The organism is Aurantibacter sp. UH7 (genome assembly GCF_056839165.1).
The window spans coordinates 2,056,268-2,075,438 of sequence record NZ_CM166388.1 but is presented as its reverse complement, the minus strand read 5'-3'; the positions used below and the strand labels follow the sequence as shown (position 1 = coordinate 2,075,438).

Below are 19,171 nucleotides of genomic sequence, written 5' to 3'. Positions count from 1 at the left end.
GAATTAATCTTGCACTTCTACTATCATGTCTATTTCTACAGGAATATTTCCAGGTAACGAACCCATTCCAACTGCCGCTCGAGCATGCTTACCTCTTTCCCCGAAAACTTCTACCATTAAATCAGAATATCCATTTATAACCTTAGGATGATCACCAAAATCTGGTGAAGCATTAACCATTCCTTTTACTTTAATTATTCTTTTTACTTTATTAAGATTTCCCAATTCACCTTTTAAAACCGAAAGTTGATTAATCCCAGTAATTCGTGCAGCCTCATACCCTTCTTCAATAGTTAAATCTACACCTACTTTACCCGTAATATCCTCACCGTTTGCTTTTTTTGGACCTTTCCCCGCTAAGAAAATAAGATTACCTGAACGTACGGCATTCACATAATTTGCCACTGGAGCAGAAGGTTCAGATAAAGAAATTCCTAACTCTTCTATTTTAGCTTCGGGATTATAATTTGAATCTACTATCTCCTTTTCTTCCGAAACAACATCTTCAATTTGTTTTTGCTCAACCACTTGATTACATGAAACGGACAATATCAAAATGAATACATGGCATATAGTTCTCATCATATGAATCTTTTTAAGATTAGGCGTTTTCAAGTATTTCTTTCACTCTGTTCGCAACAATTCTTTCCTGACCAGGCTTCATCATCCAAGTAGTAATTCCCACTTCGTTTTTGCTTCCTACTGTTTCTATTGACGGATGACCATCTCGTAATTTTTTGCGCATATCATCTTTTGAAATCTTTACGACATTTTCATCCCAACGAATTTTTAAACTTGGCACATGATTAGCATATGGCGGTACATGAATTTCTGTTTCTACCCCTTTTACAGATTTAGCACTATCACTTATCAGCTTTATTTGACTTTCCCAAAGCTCCCATTCCTTATCGTGATCTCTTCCTAAATATAACTCTAAAGCAACCAACATTCCTAATACCTCTTCTTTATTTACTTTCATTCCTCGGGCAATTGTAGTGCCTCTGGGTGGTGTATGCAATCTAGCGGCTTCTATATATTTTCTTTTACCTAATAATAACCCTGCACTTTGAGGTCCACGAATACCTTTTCCGCCAGAAAAAGCGACCAAATCAAAACCCATTTTAGTATACTTAAATAAATTTTCTACTGGTGGCACATCCGCAGCACAATCTATAAATGTTGGAATATTATGCTTCTTACCTAAAGCCACAAATTCTTCCCATTTAATATCACCTGCATCAGTATTGGCATTCAAATACCAGAGCATAGCGGTGTTTTTAGTAATCGCTTTCTCTAAATCTTTTGCAGTTTTTACTGAGACTATTTTAGCACCAGTATTAATAAGTGCATGAGTATAACCAATCGCATGTGCTTCTTGCACTATAACTTCATCTTTTATACCTGTGGTGTCCGGTAATTGGGCCACCTTTTTTGTGTCTGTACCGCACATAACACCTGCAAGACCAATGGTCATCGCACCAAAACATCCTGAAGAAACAGTAGCGTATTCACATTCCAAAAGCTCCGCAATTCTATCACCAACTTTATCATGCAATTCATCTAAATTAACATATTCTGTAGCTCCGTAATTAATTGCTTCTGTTACTTCTTTATGCATCAAAGAACCAGTCATGGATGTGTAAGTTCCAGCAGCATTTATGAATGTGCGTACACCTAATTCTTTAAAAAAATCTCGAGCCAGTGGTTCGGTAATCGGGCAAGCTAATTTTGATGATACTTTTCCACCTGCTGCTCCTAATATACTTGGACCTAACAAACCTCCAACTAATGGAAGTGCCGATAATGTTTTTAATGCTTTTCTTCTACTGCTCATAATTTCTACATTTATTTTATCATTAATCTACCGCTGCTATACAATCCATTTCTACCAAAGATTTTCCGGGTACACCACCATATGTTGCTACTGTAGTTCTTACCGGTGGGTTTTTTCCAAAACGACCACGAAAGACTTCATTCATACCCTTATAATCTCCAAGATCGGCGAGATATACATTAACCTTTAAAACTTTATCCATTGATGAGCCATTGCGCTCGAGTTCCTTTTGAAGTTCTTGCAATACGATTTCGGTATGTGCTTTTATTTCAAAAGGCTCAACATGTGCACCTTTACCTGCAATATATAAAGTATTGCCATGCTTAACCGCACCAGAAAAAAGCGGTATATCTTGATCAGTTACAATCTCACCAACAACCTCTTTCTTTGCTTGTTTATCTTTTTTAGTCATAGCACTTACCGAGCCGATTCCGAAAATTGTTGCTAGGCCCATTCCTATTTTTCTAAATGATGCTCTTCTTGTCGTCTTTTGTTCCATTTTTTATTTTATTTAGTTTTTATTTTCATTCAAAGCGTTACTACTACGACCTTGTCTTAATTTTTTTTATCTACTTGATTTTTATTTTTATCTGGGTCTTTATCCCTCCAATACAGCGCTAGAGATGATCCTGATATATTCATCCAAGGACCGAAAACTGCTGGTGCCAAACCTACTGTTGCCACTTTGCCCATTTCTAAGGCAATACCCGATGCCAAACCTCCATTTTGCATACCAACCTCCAAAGCAATTGTACGACAATCTCTTTCATCCATCTTAAAAAGACGACAACCCCAATAACCAAGGAAATAACCCGCTGCATTATGTACTATTGCTGCCACAATTAAGAACAATCCTATTGACAACAAACTATCTCTACCTGCTGCCGTAATTACCATTATTATTAATGCAATGCCCGCCATAGAAAGAATAGGCATGGCTTTATCAAGCCATGGTGTTTTTCCATGAAAAAAGTGATTGAATATTAGTCCACCTATAATTGGTAAAATGACCATTTTAACAATACTCCACATCATACCCCAAAAATCTATAGGCACAAATTCACCAGCAAAAAATTCCATGAGTGTAGGTGTCATTAGAGGCGCTAACATTGTAGCTACTGCAGTTAAGGTAACTGAAAGTGCAACGTTAGCCTTGGCCAAATATGCCATAACATTAGAAGCCAACCCACTAGGAGAGGACCCTATTAATACAACACCGGCCGCTATTTCTGCTGGAAAACCAAAAATACTAGCAATTGTAAATCCAAGAATAGGCATTATAGTAAATTGACAAACAAGCCCTACCAAAACGCCTTTTGGCATTTTTATAACTCCAACAAAATCATTAAAACTCATTGCTGTACCCATACCGAACATAATTATCTGCAGTAAAGGAACTATTAGTTTTTTCATTTGAAAATCACCAATCTGCACAAATGGTTGTGGGTAAAACATTGATAATGACACTGCACCAAATATTAAAATTGCAAAAGAAAAACCCTTGAATGACTCGTGCTGTTTTGCGGCTAAGGCTAGAAATAAAAAAAATAATATTAAAAATGGACCAGAAGATTCAACCATACCAAGAGATAGCATCACAATAAAAATAATGATGAATATAACTGATGCTCCTAAAAGAAATTTGCTGTTTTTCATTTCCAATTCTAAATTATCCCGACGAATTAATTTATCACTACATTCTTACTTATTTATCCCAAGGTACTGCTGCAAGACCATTTAAATCATATACTACTTTACCTTCTCTAATAGTCAGCTCACATTCCAACTTTTTGTCCCCATCCATTCGCTTTCCTTTGGTATCTATAAAACCAAAATCACCTTCTCTTACATTTAAAAGAGTAACATCTGCCACGGCTCCTTTTGAAAGATGCCCTAAATCTTCGCGCTTAATTGCCTTCGCAGAATTCCATGTAGTTGCGGCTATAATATCAGCAACAGGCATCTCCATATTTAAGAACTTCGACATAATATTTACAATGTCTTTCATACCACCATTCATACTACCGGTATGCAAATCGGTACTTATTGTATTAGGAATAAAACCTTGTTTCATTGCTGGCACAGCCTGCTCAAAAAGAAAACTACCTCCACCATGACCTACATCGAAAATGATTCCTCTTTTTTGTGCTGCCCATGCGAAATCTTCGACTTTTCCACTTTCATCAACAATAGGTATGCGACCTGCAACATGGGCATATACATGTGTGAAAATATCTCCAGGGCGAAGTTTTTCCATAAATAAAGTCTCGAGCGAAAGTTCTGGTTGACTTCCTCCAAAATCAATCATTACAGGTATATCTGCAAGTCTACCAGCTTCTGTTGCCCGTTCCGTAGGTGTCCAATCAAAACCAGAATAATGTGCTAGTTTCACTCCAACAATTTCATTAGGAAACTGTTTCGCCACTATTGCAGTTAGCTTAGCATCCATATCGGCTATATTCTGTTCTATAGCTCCACCTTTCATTCCAGAACCTATGATATTTAAAAAGGACAATACCCTTGTTTTGGATTGGTCGATAACGTTTTCTTTAAATTGTCTAAAATTACGCCAACCTGCTCCACCAACATCCACTAGTGTTGTTACTCCACTTCTAAAAGAAAAACCATCTGGTGGTAAGGCTGTAAAGCTATTGCTGAGATAGGCATTATGCTCTGTTCCATGAAAATTATGACTGTGAATATCAATAAGACCAGGAGCTACTATTAGTCCTTTTGCATCTATTACTTTACTCGCTTTCGATGTAGTTATTTTATTAGCTACCTGCGCTATTTTCCCATCTTTTATAGCAAGGTCCGACACTTTATCAATTCCGTTTTTTGCATCAACTAATCGACCGTTTTTAATTAAAATATCATATTCTTGTGCATTAAAAACCAAACTACTAAATAGAAACAGAAGTGTGGTTAATCTTGTAAGGCTTTGCATATTTTTCATAATCATTAAATTCAAATTTATTTTGTGGAAACTAATATCGGTTCTTTGTTATCACTTTCTTCAATCATTTTTCTTGTTTCAGAAACCTGTTCCTTAGTGATTTCTGAGGCTGTATTACCAAAATTTGACCTTATATAGGTTAAAATTTGAGCTATCTCTTGATCTTTTAAAAATGAATGTTGTGGCATTACTCCATTAAAAACTTCCCCATTGATTTCTAGACTTCCTTCCATACCTTTTAGCAAAACCTCAATTAGACGATTATTATCTCCGGTGACCCAATCTGTATTTACTAATGGCGGAAATCTTCCTGAAGCTCCCTTCCCGTTTGTTTGATGACATGCACTACAATATTGATAATATAATTTTTCTCCTCCAACAGCATCACTTTTCATTAAATTATCTTCAACTACATCGGGTGTACGAACATTAGAAGCAGCCTTTCGTTCTTCCATACCAATGAGCTGATTCTCATTAAATTCTTCTTTTTTATCATAGCTCACTTTCCAAATCTTACCCTTTACAGAATCAGAAATGTACAATGCACCATCTGGTCCAACTGCTAACCCCATTGGCCGATGTGCGGCATCCTTTGTATTAATAATGGGGTCAACCTCTGCAAAACCATCTGCAAAAACTTCGTATTCAGTACTGAGTTTCCCATCTTTAAAAGGCACAAAACCTACTATATAACCAGACTGCGGATATGGGGCTCTATTTGTTGATCCATGAAAAGCAATAAAAGCCCCATTTTTATATCGCTCTGGAAATTGGTCACCCTGATAAAATAATAAATCGTTTGGAGCCCAATGCCCAGGAAAACCAATTATTGGATCTTCAAAATCAGCACAACGCCCAACAATTTCTCCATCGCCCCCATATTCAGGAGCAAGAACCTTTTTACCTTTTACTTGATCATAATAACAATATGGCCAACCAAAATTAGAACCTTCTGTCACCTTCATAAACTCTTCAGATGGTAACAAAGCACTTTCTTGTGGCGTATAAACATTTGGCCACAATCGCAACAAATCATCACGACCATGCATTACTGCATACAACTCTTCATCTACGGGGTTCCAATTCATTGCCACTAAACTACGGACGCCTGAAGCATACTTGTAACCATCCTTTTGAGTTTGTCCTAATTTATTGGCATCAAATCTCCAAATACCCCCATGATCTTCTAATTGTGGGCATGGATCCATTCCTGGAGCGCCCGGGGTTCTCTTGGGACTTTGACATGCATTTGAAGGAGCTCCAAAAGGCACATATATATGGCCTTTATTATCAAATGCAATTGGCTTTCCAATATGTTCGTGCTTGCCATGCTCATGATCATCGGTTACAATTACTTCAACTTTTTCCTCTGGAAGTAAAGAACCGGGTATTAACTTTTGACGATATACAACAAGATCTGAACTATAGTATATGTAGCCATTATATATGCGCATAGCCGTCGCATAACTCCATCTAGATTTCTGACTAACACCAAACCTTTCTACTTTATCTGCTTTAATATCACCATCAGTATCTTTCAGAGCAATCGCAACTCCTTTCTCAGTAGAATTTCTAAGTTTAGCGTAGATAATTTGGTCATCAGTCACAGCCATATGACGCACCGTTTCTTCAATACTATCAATCACAACTGCTGAGCTAAAACCACCTGGCAATAGTAAATTGCCATCTATAGGTTCGTTTTTACATGCAGAAAAAATTAAAATCAGCAATGATAGTAAGACAAAGCCCTTTATTCTAAAAAGTAACTTCATAATGATATTGGTTTGGATGTTACTGAAATAACCCTATCAAGATAGAATACTTTAGCATTAAAACCAAAATCAATTCAAAAAAATGTGCACGTACACACTTTTATCCAAAAAAAATGAAGTCTTACGATATATTCAGGCGGAGCATCAAAGAAATATTACTCGAAAATAATCGAACCAAAAAATTCTGGTCGATGAAAATCAGGACGTTCTGTTGTAATAGAACTCCAACTCAAATAGTGCTCTTCTGCACTTTTGTCTCCACATTTATAAAAATTAGCATTGCTTTTTAAGCCTTTTAACTGAACACCTTTATTGTGCGTTAAACTTGTTGCAGGTATAACTATAGTCATTTCCCACGAATAATCACCAGAACGCTCTTCAAAAGGGGTTTCACCTAAAGTAGAACTAATCTGAATTTCCTTATTAATAATTTCAGGTTCAATAAAATCTCTCTTGCCTCTACCAGGACCATATGCTAAGTGAGTAACACCTACACAATTAAATTCGAAATTATAATAACTTCCATCGCCCAGAGGATCAAAGAAAAATTCTACACAACTATCTGTATGTACAGATCCATTTGTTTCTGTTATTACCGCACGAATACTCTTCTCTTTTACATAATATTTAAGCCAAATTTGGTTATTGCTATGAGCAATTCTAAATTTAACTTCAGGACTGTACTGGAATGCACCCCAATTAAGCACGTCTATTTCTTGTAATTCTGTATTCATCTCTAATAACTCAGACACTTTATTCAAATCTGTTACTTCCGAATACTCTATTTCTTTAACCTTTAACACCTTCTTTGATTTTGAATTTTGCGCCAGTACTGAACTAAATAAAGATACACACAGGACAACTAATATTTTTCTTTCCAATTTCATAAAAACAAGATACATATTTAAAATGAACCTAAAAACCTGCCCTAATAAATTCCATTTATTTCTTAAAATTTAAAAATGTAATATCTAGTAACGTTAACAAAACAATAAATTAAATATATTATAACAAATTATTAACATTACATTTGCAAATGCATGAAAACCAGCACCTTTCGCGGCTATGAAAAATTTGATGAAATCGGTTTATGAAAATAAAAAATACTTATTAATAAGTGTTTTAATTAGCGCCTTAACAATGCTTCCTCAATACGTATATTTTATATCATTTAATAGAACAATTTTCATTACCGCAGTATTTGTTCTTCTATTCTTATTTTCTGTTTTAAGTAAAGTTCTTTTTACAATATTTACCGTTTACCTCAATATTATTAACATGTTGGTTATTCATATGAACTCTACCTGGGGCCGGGTAACTATTTTAGAACCCGTAATTGAGTTAATATATTTTTCATCAAAAAGAGAATCTTTAGAATACCTACAGAAGTACATTTCATTTATAGATATATTCATCATTTTACATACAGCCGTTGTAGGCTTTATTTTATACAAATTCGTTAAATTTCATTCTCTTAAATTTAAACCACTCCGATTAACTTCTTTCATTCTTATCGTTTTAGTACTTGGAGGATTACATCAGGCAAAAGGGAATATTTTAAAATTAATGCCGCTTTCCTTTATCCATGATTATAACATGGTTGTTCGTAGGGGCACTGCTTTTAAGGATCGAAATGAATTTCTAAAGAAAAGAAAGTTTGAAAAAGCAAAAAACGAAATGATTTATGATAAGGTTGTTCTGATAATGGGAGAATCTGTAAACAAAAATTTCATGGGGCTTTATAACGACAAGTACAATACAACTCCATTTTTTTCAAATATTAAAAACGATATTTATAAATTTAATGCTATAGCTCCAGCAACGCAAACTCACCTTGCCATTCCCCTTACTTTAACAGAAACAACACACAAAGACTTTGATGCTTTTTTTAAATCAAAATCAATAATTAGTGATTTTAATGAAAATGATTATAAAACTTACTGGATTTCTAATCAAGAAGGCGCAGGAGGTAAGCACGAGTCTTCAACAACCACAATTGCTAGAGAATCTGATTTTGTAAGTTTTCAAAATTATGATGTAGCTCTTACAAACCCTGACGAAGTTTTGTTTGATGTTTTAGATGAAATTGAAATAAATAACAGCTCTAAGCAAATGTTTGTTTTTCATTTAATGGGATCACATGCCGATTATGATCAAAGATCTACCGATGAAATAAGCCTCCATAAAAATCCAAAAAATTTACTTGAAGAATATGAAAACACGATTTATTATTCCGATTATTTTATAGAAGAGCTTTTTAAAAAATTTAATAACACTAATAAGAATGTACTTATTATTTACACATCTGATCATGGTGAAACACTTGACGAAAATGACGGAGGTCATGGATTTTATGATTCACATAAAGAAAGTGTAGAAATTCCTTTAGTGTTTTACTCAAATGTAAAAAACGAGAGATTAGAAGATTTACAAAAGGAAAACAACAACAGCTTCTTTAACAATGAAAGTCTTTATAGTATAATTAAATATATAAGTTTAATTTCTGACGAAAAATCTATTTCAAAATCTCCATATTTTATATCTCAAAGTCTTGAAAATATAATTGACTATACAGAATTAGACTACTACTATGACCATGAATAAAAACTATTCTCCCTATTCTATGTCTACATCTTTATAAAAATTAGCACGCCAACTTTTCATTGATTCACAACATTCCAATTCTTTTAAAATGCTGAATCCTCAGGATTCTATGAATCATATTTTAACATCCTTTTTTAAATCATGTATTTGTTGCAAAATTCATATACATAAAAATGTTTTGTACATTTAAAGGAACATCAACGAAACTATTTTACATATACTATTCACTTCATAAATAGAAGTCGAAACCTACCGATTTAAAAATGAGCTTAATAAAAAAACTAGCAGTTCTTTTTAGTTTAATTATTTTATGGAAATGTGGAGTCGACAAGCCTGAAGAAGTACTTCTTGCTTATGATAAACTTCCTGAGGAAATCGATTTCAACTTTCACGTTCGTCCAATTCTTTCAGATCGCTGCTTTAATTGTCATGGTCCTGATGAAAATGCAAGAAAAGCAAATTTGAGGTTGGATACCGAGGATGCTATTTTCGAAAATATCCCTGGTAAAGAAACGTATCCAGTAGTTGCTGGGAAACCAGAAAAGAGTGAACTGATTACTAGAATTTTAAGTCAGGATTCTTATTTAATCATGCCTACTCCAGAATCCAATTTAAGTCTGACTGCAGAAGAAAAAGCAATATTAATAAAGTGGGTTGAACAGGGAGCAAAGTGGAAAACACATTGGGCCTATTCACCTCCAAAAAAATCTGAATTACCCGAAATAAAGAATAACACATGGCCCAAAAACGAAATCGACTATTTTGTTTTAAATAAGTTAGAATCAATTGGACTAAATCCATCAGAAGAAGCAAATAAAGAAACTTTAATACGTAGATTATCTTTTGATTTAAATGGATTACCACCTACTCCTGAAGAAATTAGCACTTTTCTAAATGACAATTCTAATAATGCTTATGAGAAACTTGTAGACCGTTTATTGGAATCTCCAAGGTATGGCGAGCGGTGGGCTTGGGAATGGCTAGACGTTGCTCGTTATGCTGACACTAATGGTTTTCAAGGTGATTTTACGCGGGATATGTGGCCCTGGCGCGATTGGGTGATTAAGGCCTTTAACTCGAATTTGTCTTACGACCAATTTACCATTAAACAAATAGCTGGCGATCTTTTACCCGATGCATCAAGAGAAGATATCATGGCAACCGCTTTTAACAGAAACCATCCTTATAATACAGAAGGTGGAACCATACCTGAAGAAACCAGAGTTGTTAATGTATTTGATCGGGTTGAAACTACTGGTACAACCTGGTTAGGATTGACAATGAATTGTGCTCGCTGCCATGATCATAAATATGACGCCATAACTCAGAAAGAATATTATCAACTGTATGATTATTTTAATCAGACCTCAGAAGAGGGTGGTAATTGGGGCGGACAAATTAGACCTGTACTAAATTTGAGTCCAAAGGAACGAAGAGACAAAATGGATGCAATAAAAGAATACGCAGATAAATTGGTAGAAAATGTTGACCATTATGAGGATGAAAAATTTCCAAGAGATGCGGGCTTACCAGTATCGGAATCGAAAGTTGCAAAAAGTTTAAATGGACTGGATCCAAGAATCTTATTAAAACCACCTAATAGAAGAGGTGCAGGGAATTTAAAAACCTTAGCAAACTACTTTGCTGATAAAGACAAAACATACGCGAGTCTTTTAAAAGATGCATACATAGAACAAGAAAAACACAACAAATTAGCAGCTGCCTCTACCATGGTAATGGTTATGGATGAGCGTGAAGAACCTCGAACTACATTCATTCTTAATAGAGGTGGTTATAATAATCCGCAATTAGAAGATACTATCGTCAGAAACGTACCTGCAGTACTGCCGCCTTTGCCAAATGAGATTGAAAACAATCGTTTAGCATTGGCCAAGTGGTTAGTTTCTAAAGAACAACCCTTAACCGCGCGTGTAACTGTGAATCGATATTGGCAACAGTTTTTTGGTAATGGAATTGTAAAAACAATAGAAGACTTTGGAGTACAAGGTGCTTTACCCAGTCACCCTAAACTACTAGATTGGCTCGCTGTTGATTTTCAAGAAAACAATTGGAATCTAAAACGGCTTTTGAAATATATTGTAATGAGTGCTACTTATAGACAATCTTCAAAGGTGTCTGAAGAGCTTTTGCAAAAAGACTCCGAAAATAAATATTTAGCGAGAGCAGCACGTATGCGGTTACCCTCTTGGATGCTACGTGACCAAGCTTTATACATCAGTGGTTTAATGGCAGATTCACTTGGCGGAAAGCCAGTAAAACCGTATCAACCTGAAGGAATATGGGCTGAAGCAACTTTCGGACTACGATCTTACGAGCAAGATAAGGGCAATGCACTTTATAGACGTTCATTATATACTTTTTGGCGAAGAATAGTTGGACCGACTTTTTTGTTTGATAATGCTTCAAGACAGCTTTGCTCCGTAAAATCATTTAATACAAATACTCCTTTGCATGCTTTAACAACATTAAATGATATCACCTATTCGGAAGCTGCACGAGTGTTTGCCGAGAACATACTCACTTATGATAATAATGATTCGGAGAGACTAAAATATGCCTTCAAAAAAACCACTGGACGTTCGATAAAACAAGAAGAATTTAAAATCTTAAACGATAGATTATCATCTCTAAAATATGACTACGCTAATAATAAAAACGAAGCATTAGCCCTAACCACAATAGGCGAATACAAAATCAATAAAAAAATAGATTTAGTAGACCATGCAGCATATACCGCAATTTGTTCTTTGCTCTTAAATCTAGATGAAACCATAAACCGACAGTGATGAAGAAAAAAATCTTGCATCCATTTGAAGAGTATCAAGCACAAATGACCCGTAGAAATTTCTTTGGAAAAATGGCTATGGGAGTTGGCGGAATGGCTTTGGGTTCAATGGTAAATCCGCTATCATTATCCGCAGCTACATTAAACACAGCATCGTTAGGTTCAAATATTGGAAGCCTACCCCATTTTACACCAAAGGCAAAAAGGGTTATTTATCTTTTTCAAAATGGAGCACCATCGCATGTTGATTTATTCGATTACAAACCCATGCTTAAAAAATGGCATGGAAAACAAATTCCAGATTCATTAACTGCTGGCAAACGCTTTTCTACTATGACAGGTGAACAAGCAGCAAGACCCATAATTGGAGAAATAAGCAATTTTGCACAACACGGAAATAGTGGTGCATGGGTTTCCGATTTTATGCCAGAAACTGCAAAGGTGGTCGATGACTTGTGTTTTATAAAATCGATGTATACTGAATCTGTTAATCACGCTCCAGCAATCACTTTTTTTCTTACCGGCTCTGAACAACCCGGGCGACCTAGCATGGGCTCATGGCTAACATATGGATTAGGAAGCACGGCAAAAGATCTTCCCGATTTTGTTGCAATGACCTCTAGAGATAAAGAAGCTAGTTGTGGTCAAATATTTTATGACTATTACTGGGGAAGTGGATTTTTGCCGACAAAATTTCAAGGTGTAAAATTTAGAGGCGGTGGTGATCCTGTTCTTTATTTAAAAAATCCCGAAGGTATGAGTCGTGAAATGCGCCGCAAAATATTGGACGACATGCAGGCCTTAAACGAGATAAATCATGCTGAATATGGCGATCCTGAAATACAGACCAGAATTGCACAATACGAAATGGCTTATAAAATGCAAATGAGTGTGCCAGAGCTAACTGATTTTTCTGATGAGCCACAACATATTTTAGACATGTACGGTCCAGATGTGCATCGAAAGGGCAGTTACGCCTATAATTGTTTAATGGCTCGCAGATTAGCAGAACGTGATGTACGTTTTATACAATGTATGCATGCTGGATGGGACCAACACACTAATTTAAACTATCAATTAATTACACAGTGCAATGACACCGACAGAGCTAGCGCTGCCTTAATTAAAGATTTAAAACAACGAGGAATGCTCGAAGACACCCTTGTAATTTGGGGTGGAGAGTTTGGTCGAACACCTTTTCTTCAAGGCAATATTAAGGATGTTCGAAATTGGGGAAGAGACCATCACCCATATGTATTTACACTTTGGATGGCCGGTGCAGGAGTAAAACCAGGATTCACTTATGGCGCCTCTGATGATTTTGGATTCAATCCGATTGAAACACCTGTTCATGTGCACGATTTTCAAGCTACTATAATGCACTTAATGGGTATAAACCATGAACATTTTACTTTTAAACATCAAGGCAGACGCTATCGACTGACTGATGTTCATGGCCATGTTGTTAAAGATATACTTAGTTAAACCACACTCTATAAAAATTAAGAATGTATATCTAATGATTTCGATTTAATCAAAATTAAAACTAAGCTAATAGGAATACATAAACTTATTATCCAAAGTATGGTTAGATAATTCTCGAACAGCGGTAAATTTTGCCATGCTACTATGCCTTTGTAAAATATTAATATTTCTGTAAACATAAAGGCAACAAGATATAAATTGAAGGCACGCTTTGAAATTATAATCAACTTATAATAATCGATTAAAAGAAAAATAGCAATAGTAACTACACCCAAAAAAGTAAGATGTAAATAGCCAATTGTAAAATCAAGTATTGCTGAAGCTAAACTTGCAAAATATGGTATTGATGATATTAATTGCAACAGCATTTTAAAAGCCAATAAGACCACAATTATTTGCAGTAATCTGAAATGAAAAGTGGAATTAAATATTTTTGAAGAACCATTACTTCCATTGAATATTTTAATCAACAAAACTAATCCTACCAATTGTAATACTGCAGCAATACCTCCTATTACGTATAAAGCCACAAAGGGTTTTGTAAATAAAGTAGACAAAAAAAAGGAAAACAAAATACCCAGATTAAAAACCAAAAAGAAGCGTTTAAAACCTCTGTTCGAAATATAAAACTGTTGCCGTTCTGCTATAAAAATAAATAAGCCCAAGAGTGCTAAAATCATCCATCCATTATATTGAAAATGGAGGTAAAAATATATGGCCAAACGATACCAAATAGACCCTGTACCTAAAGTATTCATTATAACTCCCAAAACCCATGGACCTAAGCTAGAAATCACCATATATAACAAGGCATTTTTTACACATATGTACGATTTGGTTTTCTTAATCAACGGAGAAGTATGTTTTAAGAAGAATCCATAAAACCAGTAGGAAGCGAATAAAAATAAGGTTGAAAAAATTATAGAAAACAATGCATAACCTGTAAAAGGAAATGTAAACAACATCCCAATTAAAGTAACCTGTGTAAACCAAAATATTCTTTTATACTTTTTATCCAACTCAGAACTTTGAATAAATAATAGATATATTATGGAAGTTAATGCCGTATAAACCCAACCTAATAAAGCAATATGTGAATGAGTATGCACAATGAATTTATAGGTTATTGGAATATCAAAAACGAGAAAAGACCGTAAGACTACACCTAATATTGCTGCTATTAAAAAATAGGAGAAGGCTGTTTTAATATGTGGTTTTAAACTCATCATAATATCATGGCAATTTAGCTAAATACTTGAATCTTTTGCGACAACTACAAAATGACAATTTTATCATTAAGCTGATAAAAATCATATTTTAACCATTATGGAAATTGCAATTTTGATAGCTTAAACTTTAGACAATTCAGCAAATTAAGATTTAAGTCTTTACAAAATTAGCTTCTTATGGCATACGCACATTCCTTTCACATTCCTGTAATGGGCATTGGTTTTACAATTGACTCTCCTTTAAAAGTCTCGCAATACGGAATTGACTCCGTTATTTCATTGGTTGATGATATCCTACTCGAGAAGCTTCGAAAAATGTACTGTAATAAATACAATCTTCCTTACAATGAGATTACCGATAAACTAGAGGACTTTAGAGCAAAACGAATAACTTCATATCTTGACACAATACAGAATCTAGCTCAAGAGAAATTTGAAGAATTTAAAAATACGACTACCGAAACTGTTTCAGATATTAAGGAATATTTTAATGCTTTGCCAGACTCATCTAATTTCAAACAAGAGTTTTATCAGCTTTCTAAGAGTCGCAATACCATAGATGAAATTAAAGACTGGGTTAAAGATCGCATGCCAATGGGAAGCATAGACGTTAATATAATGACGAAGGTTGATAAGGATAATTATGTTAAAAAAGAGAAACTCGCTACTGAATTTAACGATGCACATGCCGCTCTTAGAGGCTACGCAAATAGCAATTTACATTCTTCAGTAATTCTTTCTGCAGGAATGAACCCAAGACTCTATAGCTATTTAGAAAAATTCGATGATTTCTACCCCGATGCTAATGGATACATTAAAAAGAAAATAGTTTTAAAAGTAAGCGACTATCGTTCAGCAATTATTCAAGGCAAGTTTTTAGCAAAGAAAGGAATTTGGGTATCTGAATACAGAATAGAATCTGGCCTTAATTGCGGAGGACATGCTTTCGCCACAGACGGCTATTTAATGGGACCCATTTTACAGCAATTTAAGGATAATAAGCAAGAATTGATAGATACGGTATACGAGTTATATATTGGAGCACTTGAACAAAAAGAACGTGTTATTCCTGAAGATATAATGACATTAAAAATTTCTGCACAAGGTGGTGTAGGCACTAATGAAGAGCACGAATTTTTACTTAATGAATACGAAGTAGACTCTGTGGGTTGGGGCTCTGCCTTTCTTTTAGTTCCCGAAGCTACAACTGTAGATACAGAAACATTAAACAAACTTGCTACCGCGAAAGAAGATGACCTTTATTTAAGTAATATTTCTCCCCTTGGCATACCATTTCACAGCTTAAAAGGAAATACTAAAGATGAAGAAAAAACAGCCCGAATTCTAGATGGGAAACCTGGAAGTCCCTGTCCGAAAAAATTTGTTGCATTAAATAAAGATTTTAATGAAAAGGGACTTTGCACCGCTTCGCGACAATATCAAAATCAGAAATTAAAAGAGTTAGATAGTCAAGGTTTATCAAAATCGGAATACGATTATCATTATCATAAAATCACCGAAAAATCATGTACTTGTGTAGGCCTTGGCACTTCTGCCCTATTGGCTTATAATTTAGACACAAAAATAGAAGGTGAAGGCGTATCTATATGCCCTGGTCCGAATATGGCATATTTCTCAAAGATTACTCCACTATCAGATATGATAGACCATATCTATGGAAGAACAAATATAATTTCACGTGAAGATCGCCCAAACATGTTTATTAAAGAATTATATATCTATCTGGAATTTTATAAAGAACAAATTGCTGAAAACAAAATTTCACCTACCGAAAAGCGCAGAAAACAATTATTGACTTTTGGCAGCAATCTCAACAATGGCATTCTATATTACCAGAAATTGTTTAATAAACAAGAAGCTATGAAGAACACTTCTTACAATACAATTTTTGCGCAATTAGAAGAATGCGAATTTATTTTAAATGAATTAACCAATGATATTGAGATTATGGCCTACTAGGATAGTATTACTACTTTATAGCAACTATATAGCCAGTGATACTACTGGCTATTTTTTATGACAAAATAATTATCATAAAATCCAATCTCTTTTAGTAAGCTCAAAACAATCTTCTTATTCCAAAATTGTAAATTGACATAGTTTAAAATCGACACCGCATTTTATTTTAATTAAAGGTTTATGGCTAACAAACTATTTCTCATTCTGGCGATTATGTCAATTTCTTTTGGGTCCTCTCAAAAAATAGGTCCTAAACTAATTGTTAGAGGGGATGATATGGGTTATTCACATTCTGGCAATCTTGCTTTAATTCAAAGTTATAAAGAAGGAATAGAAACTGCCATTGAAGTTATAGTTCCATCGCCGTGGTTTCCTGAGGCCGTAGAAATGCTTCAAGAAAATCCAAATATAGATATTGGTATTCATTTAACTTTAACAAGTGAATGGGACAATATTAAATGGAGGCCAATTTCAGATTGTTCAAGTCTAAAAAATGAAGACGGATATTTTTACCCTATGGTTTTTACCAACCCAAATTATCCCAACGAATCTATTCATGAAAACGAATGGAGAATTGAAGATGTAGAAAAAGAATTTAGAGCACAAATTGAACTTGGACTAAAATATATTCCACGAATTAGTCATATTTCGGCACACATGGGTTGTTCACATTTGAGTGAAGCTGTTAATGCAATGACCAAAAAAATAGCTAAAGAATATGGTCTGTTGTATGACACGAGTGAATATAATATACAAAGACCAAAATACGATGCAACACCAAAAAATTATGAGGGTAGATTACAAAGTTTTCTAAACATGTTAGATACTTTAGAACCAAATAAAACGTATCTGTTTGTTGAGCACCCAGGAATAGACAATCAAGAATTGCAAGCAATATCACATATCGGTTATGAAGATGTAGCGCAACACAGACAAGATGTAACTTCAATTTTTACTAATCAAAAAGTAAAAGACAAGATATTAGAAAAAGGAATACAACTTATTAGTTATAAGGATATTATTAAATAGCGTAGTACTGATAAACAAAAAAGCTAGTCATATGACTACCTTTTTTGTTTATCATTTAAGTTTATTTCTATATCTAAATCTCTTTGAATAAATCCGTATAATGCTTTGATGGCAAAAATATACCTGCGCTTTCTTCGTAAAAAGATTTACCAGTTTCGTATACTCCATTTTTAGTTTGTGTCCATTCTGCTCCTGCTCTTGGGTGATAAGATTCCATTTTATCCCAATTATTATAGAATTGATGTCCGTTAGTTTCTAAAAGTCCGATATCCATATTAGGAAGTGGCGCTAAACGGGCAGCGATTGATTTATTCCAATCTACTAAAATTGGGTTCACAGTCAAATCTGCACTAAAGCAAGGTACTTTTCTTTCATGACAAGCCTGCACAATTTTCATCGTCATACTTAAGGTCTTAGCAATCGCTTTTACGACTATTGTACCATAACCTTGCTCCATTCGAATGATAGCATCCTCAACAGCATGTGCACTTTCATCTGCTGCAATAGTAACACCTAAATCTCCAACAAAAGATTCATCACTTATCGCCAACGGTTCTTCAATAACTGCAATCTGGTCGAAGGCACCAATCTTTTTAGCATGATCTAAAAAGCGCAGTAGCGTTTCCTTAGATTCATACCTTCCATTTGGATCAACATAATAAGGAATTTTACCATCTCTGGTATGCGGTGTTTCGTAATGTCCAATCGATTTATGTACGTTAGACAAGAATTCCATATCCTTGGCCAACATTTCTTTTTGAGTACCCTTGGCACCCATTTTCAATTTCATTATAAAATAACCTTCGTCAGCAGCAGTTTTTATTTTTTCAATATCCGTTCCTACTGGAAACGAAGGTATACTTGCCACTTTTTCATGCCTATGTGATAGTCCCGGGCGGTATTGCTCTGGTATCATCTCATCAAAAGTCTTCATATTATTTTCATGAGCGTATAACAGCCAAGCAGCATTATCTACAGCAACTAAGGAGTTAAGCGCAAAGGTTTTTCTGAGGTCGGACTCACCAGTTATTTTTTTACCATACGCATGTACTTCAGGTAAAATATCGTCGAGCAATTGTATAGGATCCGTAAATGAATTTCCTTTTATCAATTGTAACGCCCTTCCACTCATAGCAAACATTAAAGCATTCGCACCATTTTCCGAATTGGCACGAGCAACTCGACCATCAGACCAAAGCGGACTTTGAGTTCCTAGACCTACTTTTGAGACGCCAGTATCACTTTGCAAATAGGCAGCAGACTGCCAAAGCTGAGTTACCGCACCCCCACCAAAACGGTACGGAGTAAGTGAATTTCTATCGAAATTTGAACTCGTATTCTTGATATTTATTTTTGTTGCTATAGCGCGCTCTTTTGCTGATAATTCTAATGATAATGGCAAGCCCATAGCACCTAAAGCCGTAGCTGCTGATGTTTTATTTATAAAGTCTCTACGCTTCATGAATTTTTGTTTAC

At 34.8% G+C, this 19,171-nt stretch carries 14 protein-coding genes; 5 read left to right on the top strand and 9 right to left on the bottom strand.

The window, feature by feature from the left end:
* Positions 1–3 precede the first annotated feature (3 nt).
* The 7 genes from UH7x_RS08815 to UH7x_RS08785 all read right to left on the bottom strand — a co-directional run bounded on the left by UH7x_RS08815 (position 4) and on the right by UH7x_RS08785 (position 7,365).
* Entirely contained in the window at positions 4–585 is a 582-nt protein-coding gene (locus UH7x_RS08815) for a RidA family protein (protein WP_482363358.1), read from the bottom strand.
* A 16-nt stretch (positions 586–601) separates the two neighbouring features.
* Positions 602–1,834 carry a selenocysteine synthase gene (locus UH7x_RS08810; RefSeq protein ID WP_482363357.1) on the bottom strand — a complete coding sequence of 411 codons (1,233 nt, stop codon included), beginning with the start codon at positions 1,832–1,834 and terminating at the stop codon, positions 602–604.
* A 22-nt stretch (positions 1,835–1,856) separates the two neighbouring features.
* Positions 1,857–2,333 (bottom strand): RidA family protein, encoded by a 477-nt coding sequence (locus tag UH7x_RS08805; RefSeq protein WP_482363356.1) that lies wholly within the window; start codon positions 2,331–2,333, stop codon positions 1,857–1,859.
* Positions 2,334–2,389: 56 nt separating this feature from the next.
* Positions 2,390–3,490, bottom strand: coding sequence for a bile acid:sodium symporter family protein (locus tag UH7x_RS08800; RefSeq protein WP_482363355.1), 1,101 nt, complete (start codon positions 3,488–3,490; stop codon positions 2,390–2,392).
* Between the two features lie 49 nt (positions 3,491–3,539).
* Positions 3,540–4,790, bottom strand: coding sequence for an amidohydrolase/deacetylase family metallohydrolase (locus tag UH7x_RS08795; protein ID WP_482363354.1), 1,251 nt, complete (start codon positions 4,788–4,790; stop codon positions 3,540–3,542).
* A gap of 17 nt (positions 4,791–4,807) precedes the next feature.
* Positions 4,808–6,562, bottom strand: coding sequence for a PQQ-dependent sugar dehydrogenase (locus UH7x_RS08790; protein ID WP_482363353.1), 1,755 nt, complete (start codon positions 6,560–6,562; stop codon positions 4,808–4,810).
* Positions 6,563–6,717: 155 nt separating this feature from the next.
* Complete coding sequence (locus UH7x_RS08785; protein WP_482363352.1) at positions 6,718–7,365, bottom strand: carbohydrate-binding family 9-like protein; 648 nt, start codon at positions 7,363–7,365, stop codon at positions 6,718–6,720.
* Positions 7,366–7,840: 475 nt separating this feature from the next.
* Here UH7x_RS08785 and UH7x_RS08780 point away from each other — a divergent pair, with 475 nt between their 5' ends.
* From UH7x_RS08780 to UH7x_RS08770, 3 genes are all read left to right on the top strand, one after another.
* Positions 7,841–9,166, top strand: a complete 1,326-nt coding sequence (locus UH7x_RS08780; RefSeq protein WP_482363351.1) for a phosphoethanolamine transferase — start codon at positions 7,841–7,843, stop codon at positions 9,164–9,166.
* 263 nt (positions 9,167–9,429) lie between these two features.
* Entirely contained in the window at positions 9,430–11,973 is a 2,544-nt protein-coding gene (locus UH7x_RS08775) for a PSD1 and planctomycete cytochrome C domain-containing protein (protein WP_482363350.1), read from the top strand.
* Positions 11,973–13,457 carry a DUF1501 domain-containing protein gene (locus tag UH7x_RS08770; RefSeq protein WP_482363349.1) on the top strand — a complete coding sequence of 495 codons (1,485 nt, stop codon included), beginning with the start codon at positions 11,973–11,975 and terminating at the stop codon, positions 13,455–13,457. Before UH7x_RS08775 ends, UH7x_RS08770 begins: the two co-directional genes overlap by 1 nt.
* Positions 13,458–13,474: 17 nt before the next feature.
* Here UH7x_RS08770 and UH7x_RS08765 read toward each other — a convergent pair whose 3' ends face one another.
* The gene (locus tag UH7x_RS08765) at positions 13,475–14,686 is read right to left on the bottom strand and encodes a hypothetical protein (RefSeq protein ID WP_482363348.1); all 1,212 of its coding nucleotides are present in this window, start codon (positions 14,684–14,686) and stop codon (positions 13,475–13,477) included.
* 177 nt (positions 14,687–14,863) lie between these two features.
* Between UH7x_RS08765 and UH7x_RS08760 the strand changes: the two genes are divergently transcribed.
* Both UH7x_RS08760 and UH7x_RS08755 read left to right on the top strand, forming a co-directional pair.
* Positions 14,864–16,666, top strand: coding sequence for a hypothetical protein (locus UH7x_RS08760; RefSeq protein WP_482363347.1), 1,803 nt, complete (start codon positions 14,864–14,866; stop codon positions 16,664–16,666).
* 180 nt (positions 16,667–16,846) lie between these two features.
* On the top strand, positions 16,847–17,695 hold the full coding sequence (locus UH7x_RS08755) for a polysaccharide deacetylase family protein (RefSeq protein WP_482363346.1): 849 nt from the start codon (positions 16,847–16,849) through the stop codon (positions 17,693–17,695).
* A gap of 73 nt (positions 17,696–17,768) precedes the next feature.
* On the opposite strand, the gene UH7x_RS08750 is transcribed toward UH7x_RS08755, so the two are convergent.
* Entirely contained in the window at positions 17,769–19,157 is a 1,389-nt protein-coding gene (locus UH7x_RS08750; RefSeq protein ID WP_482363345.1) for an enolase C-terminal domain-like protein, read from the bottom strand.
* Positions 19,158–19,171 lie beyond the last annotated feature (14 nt).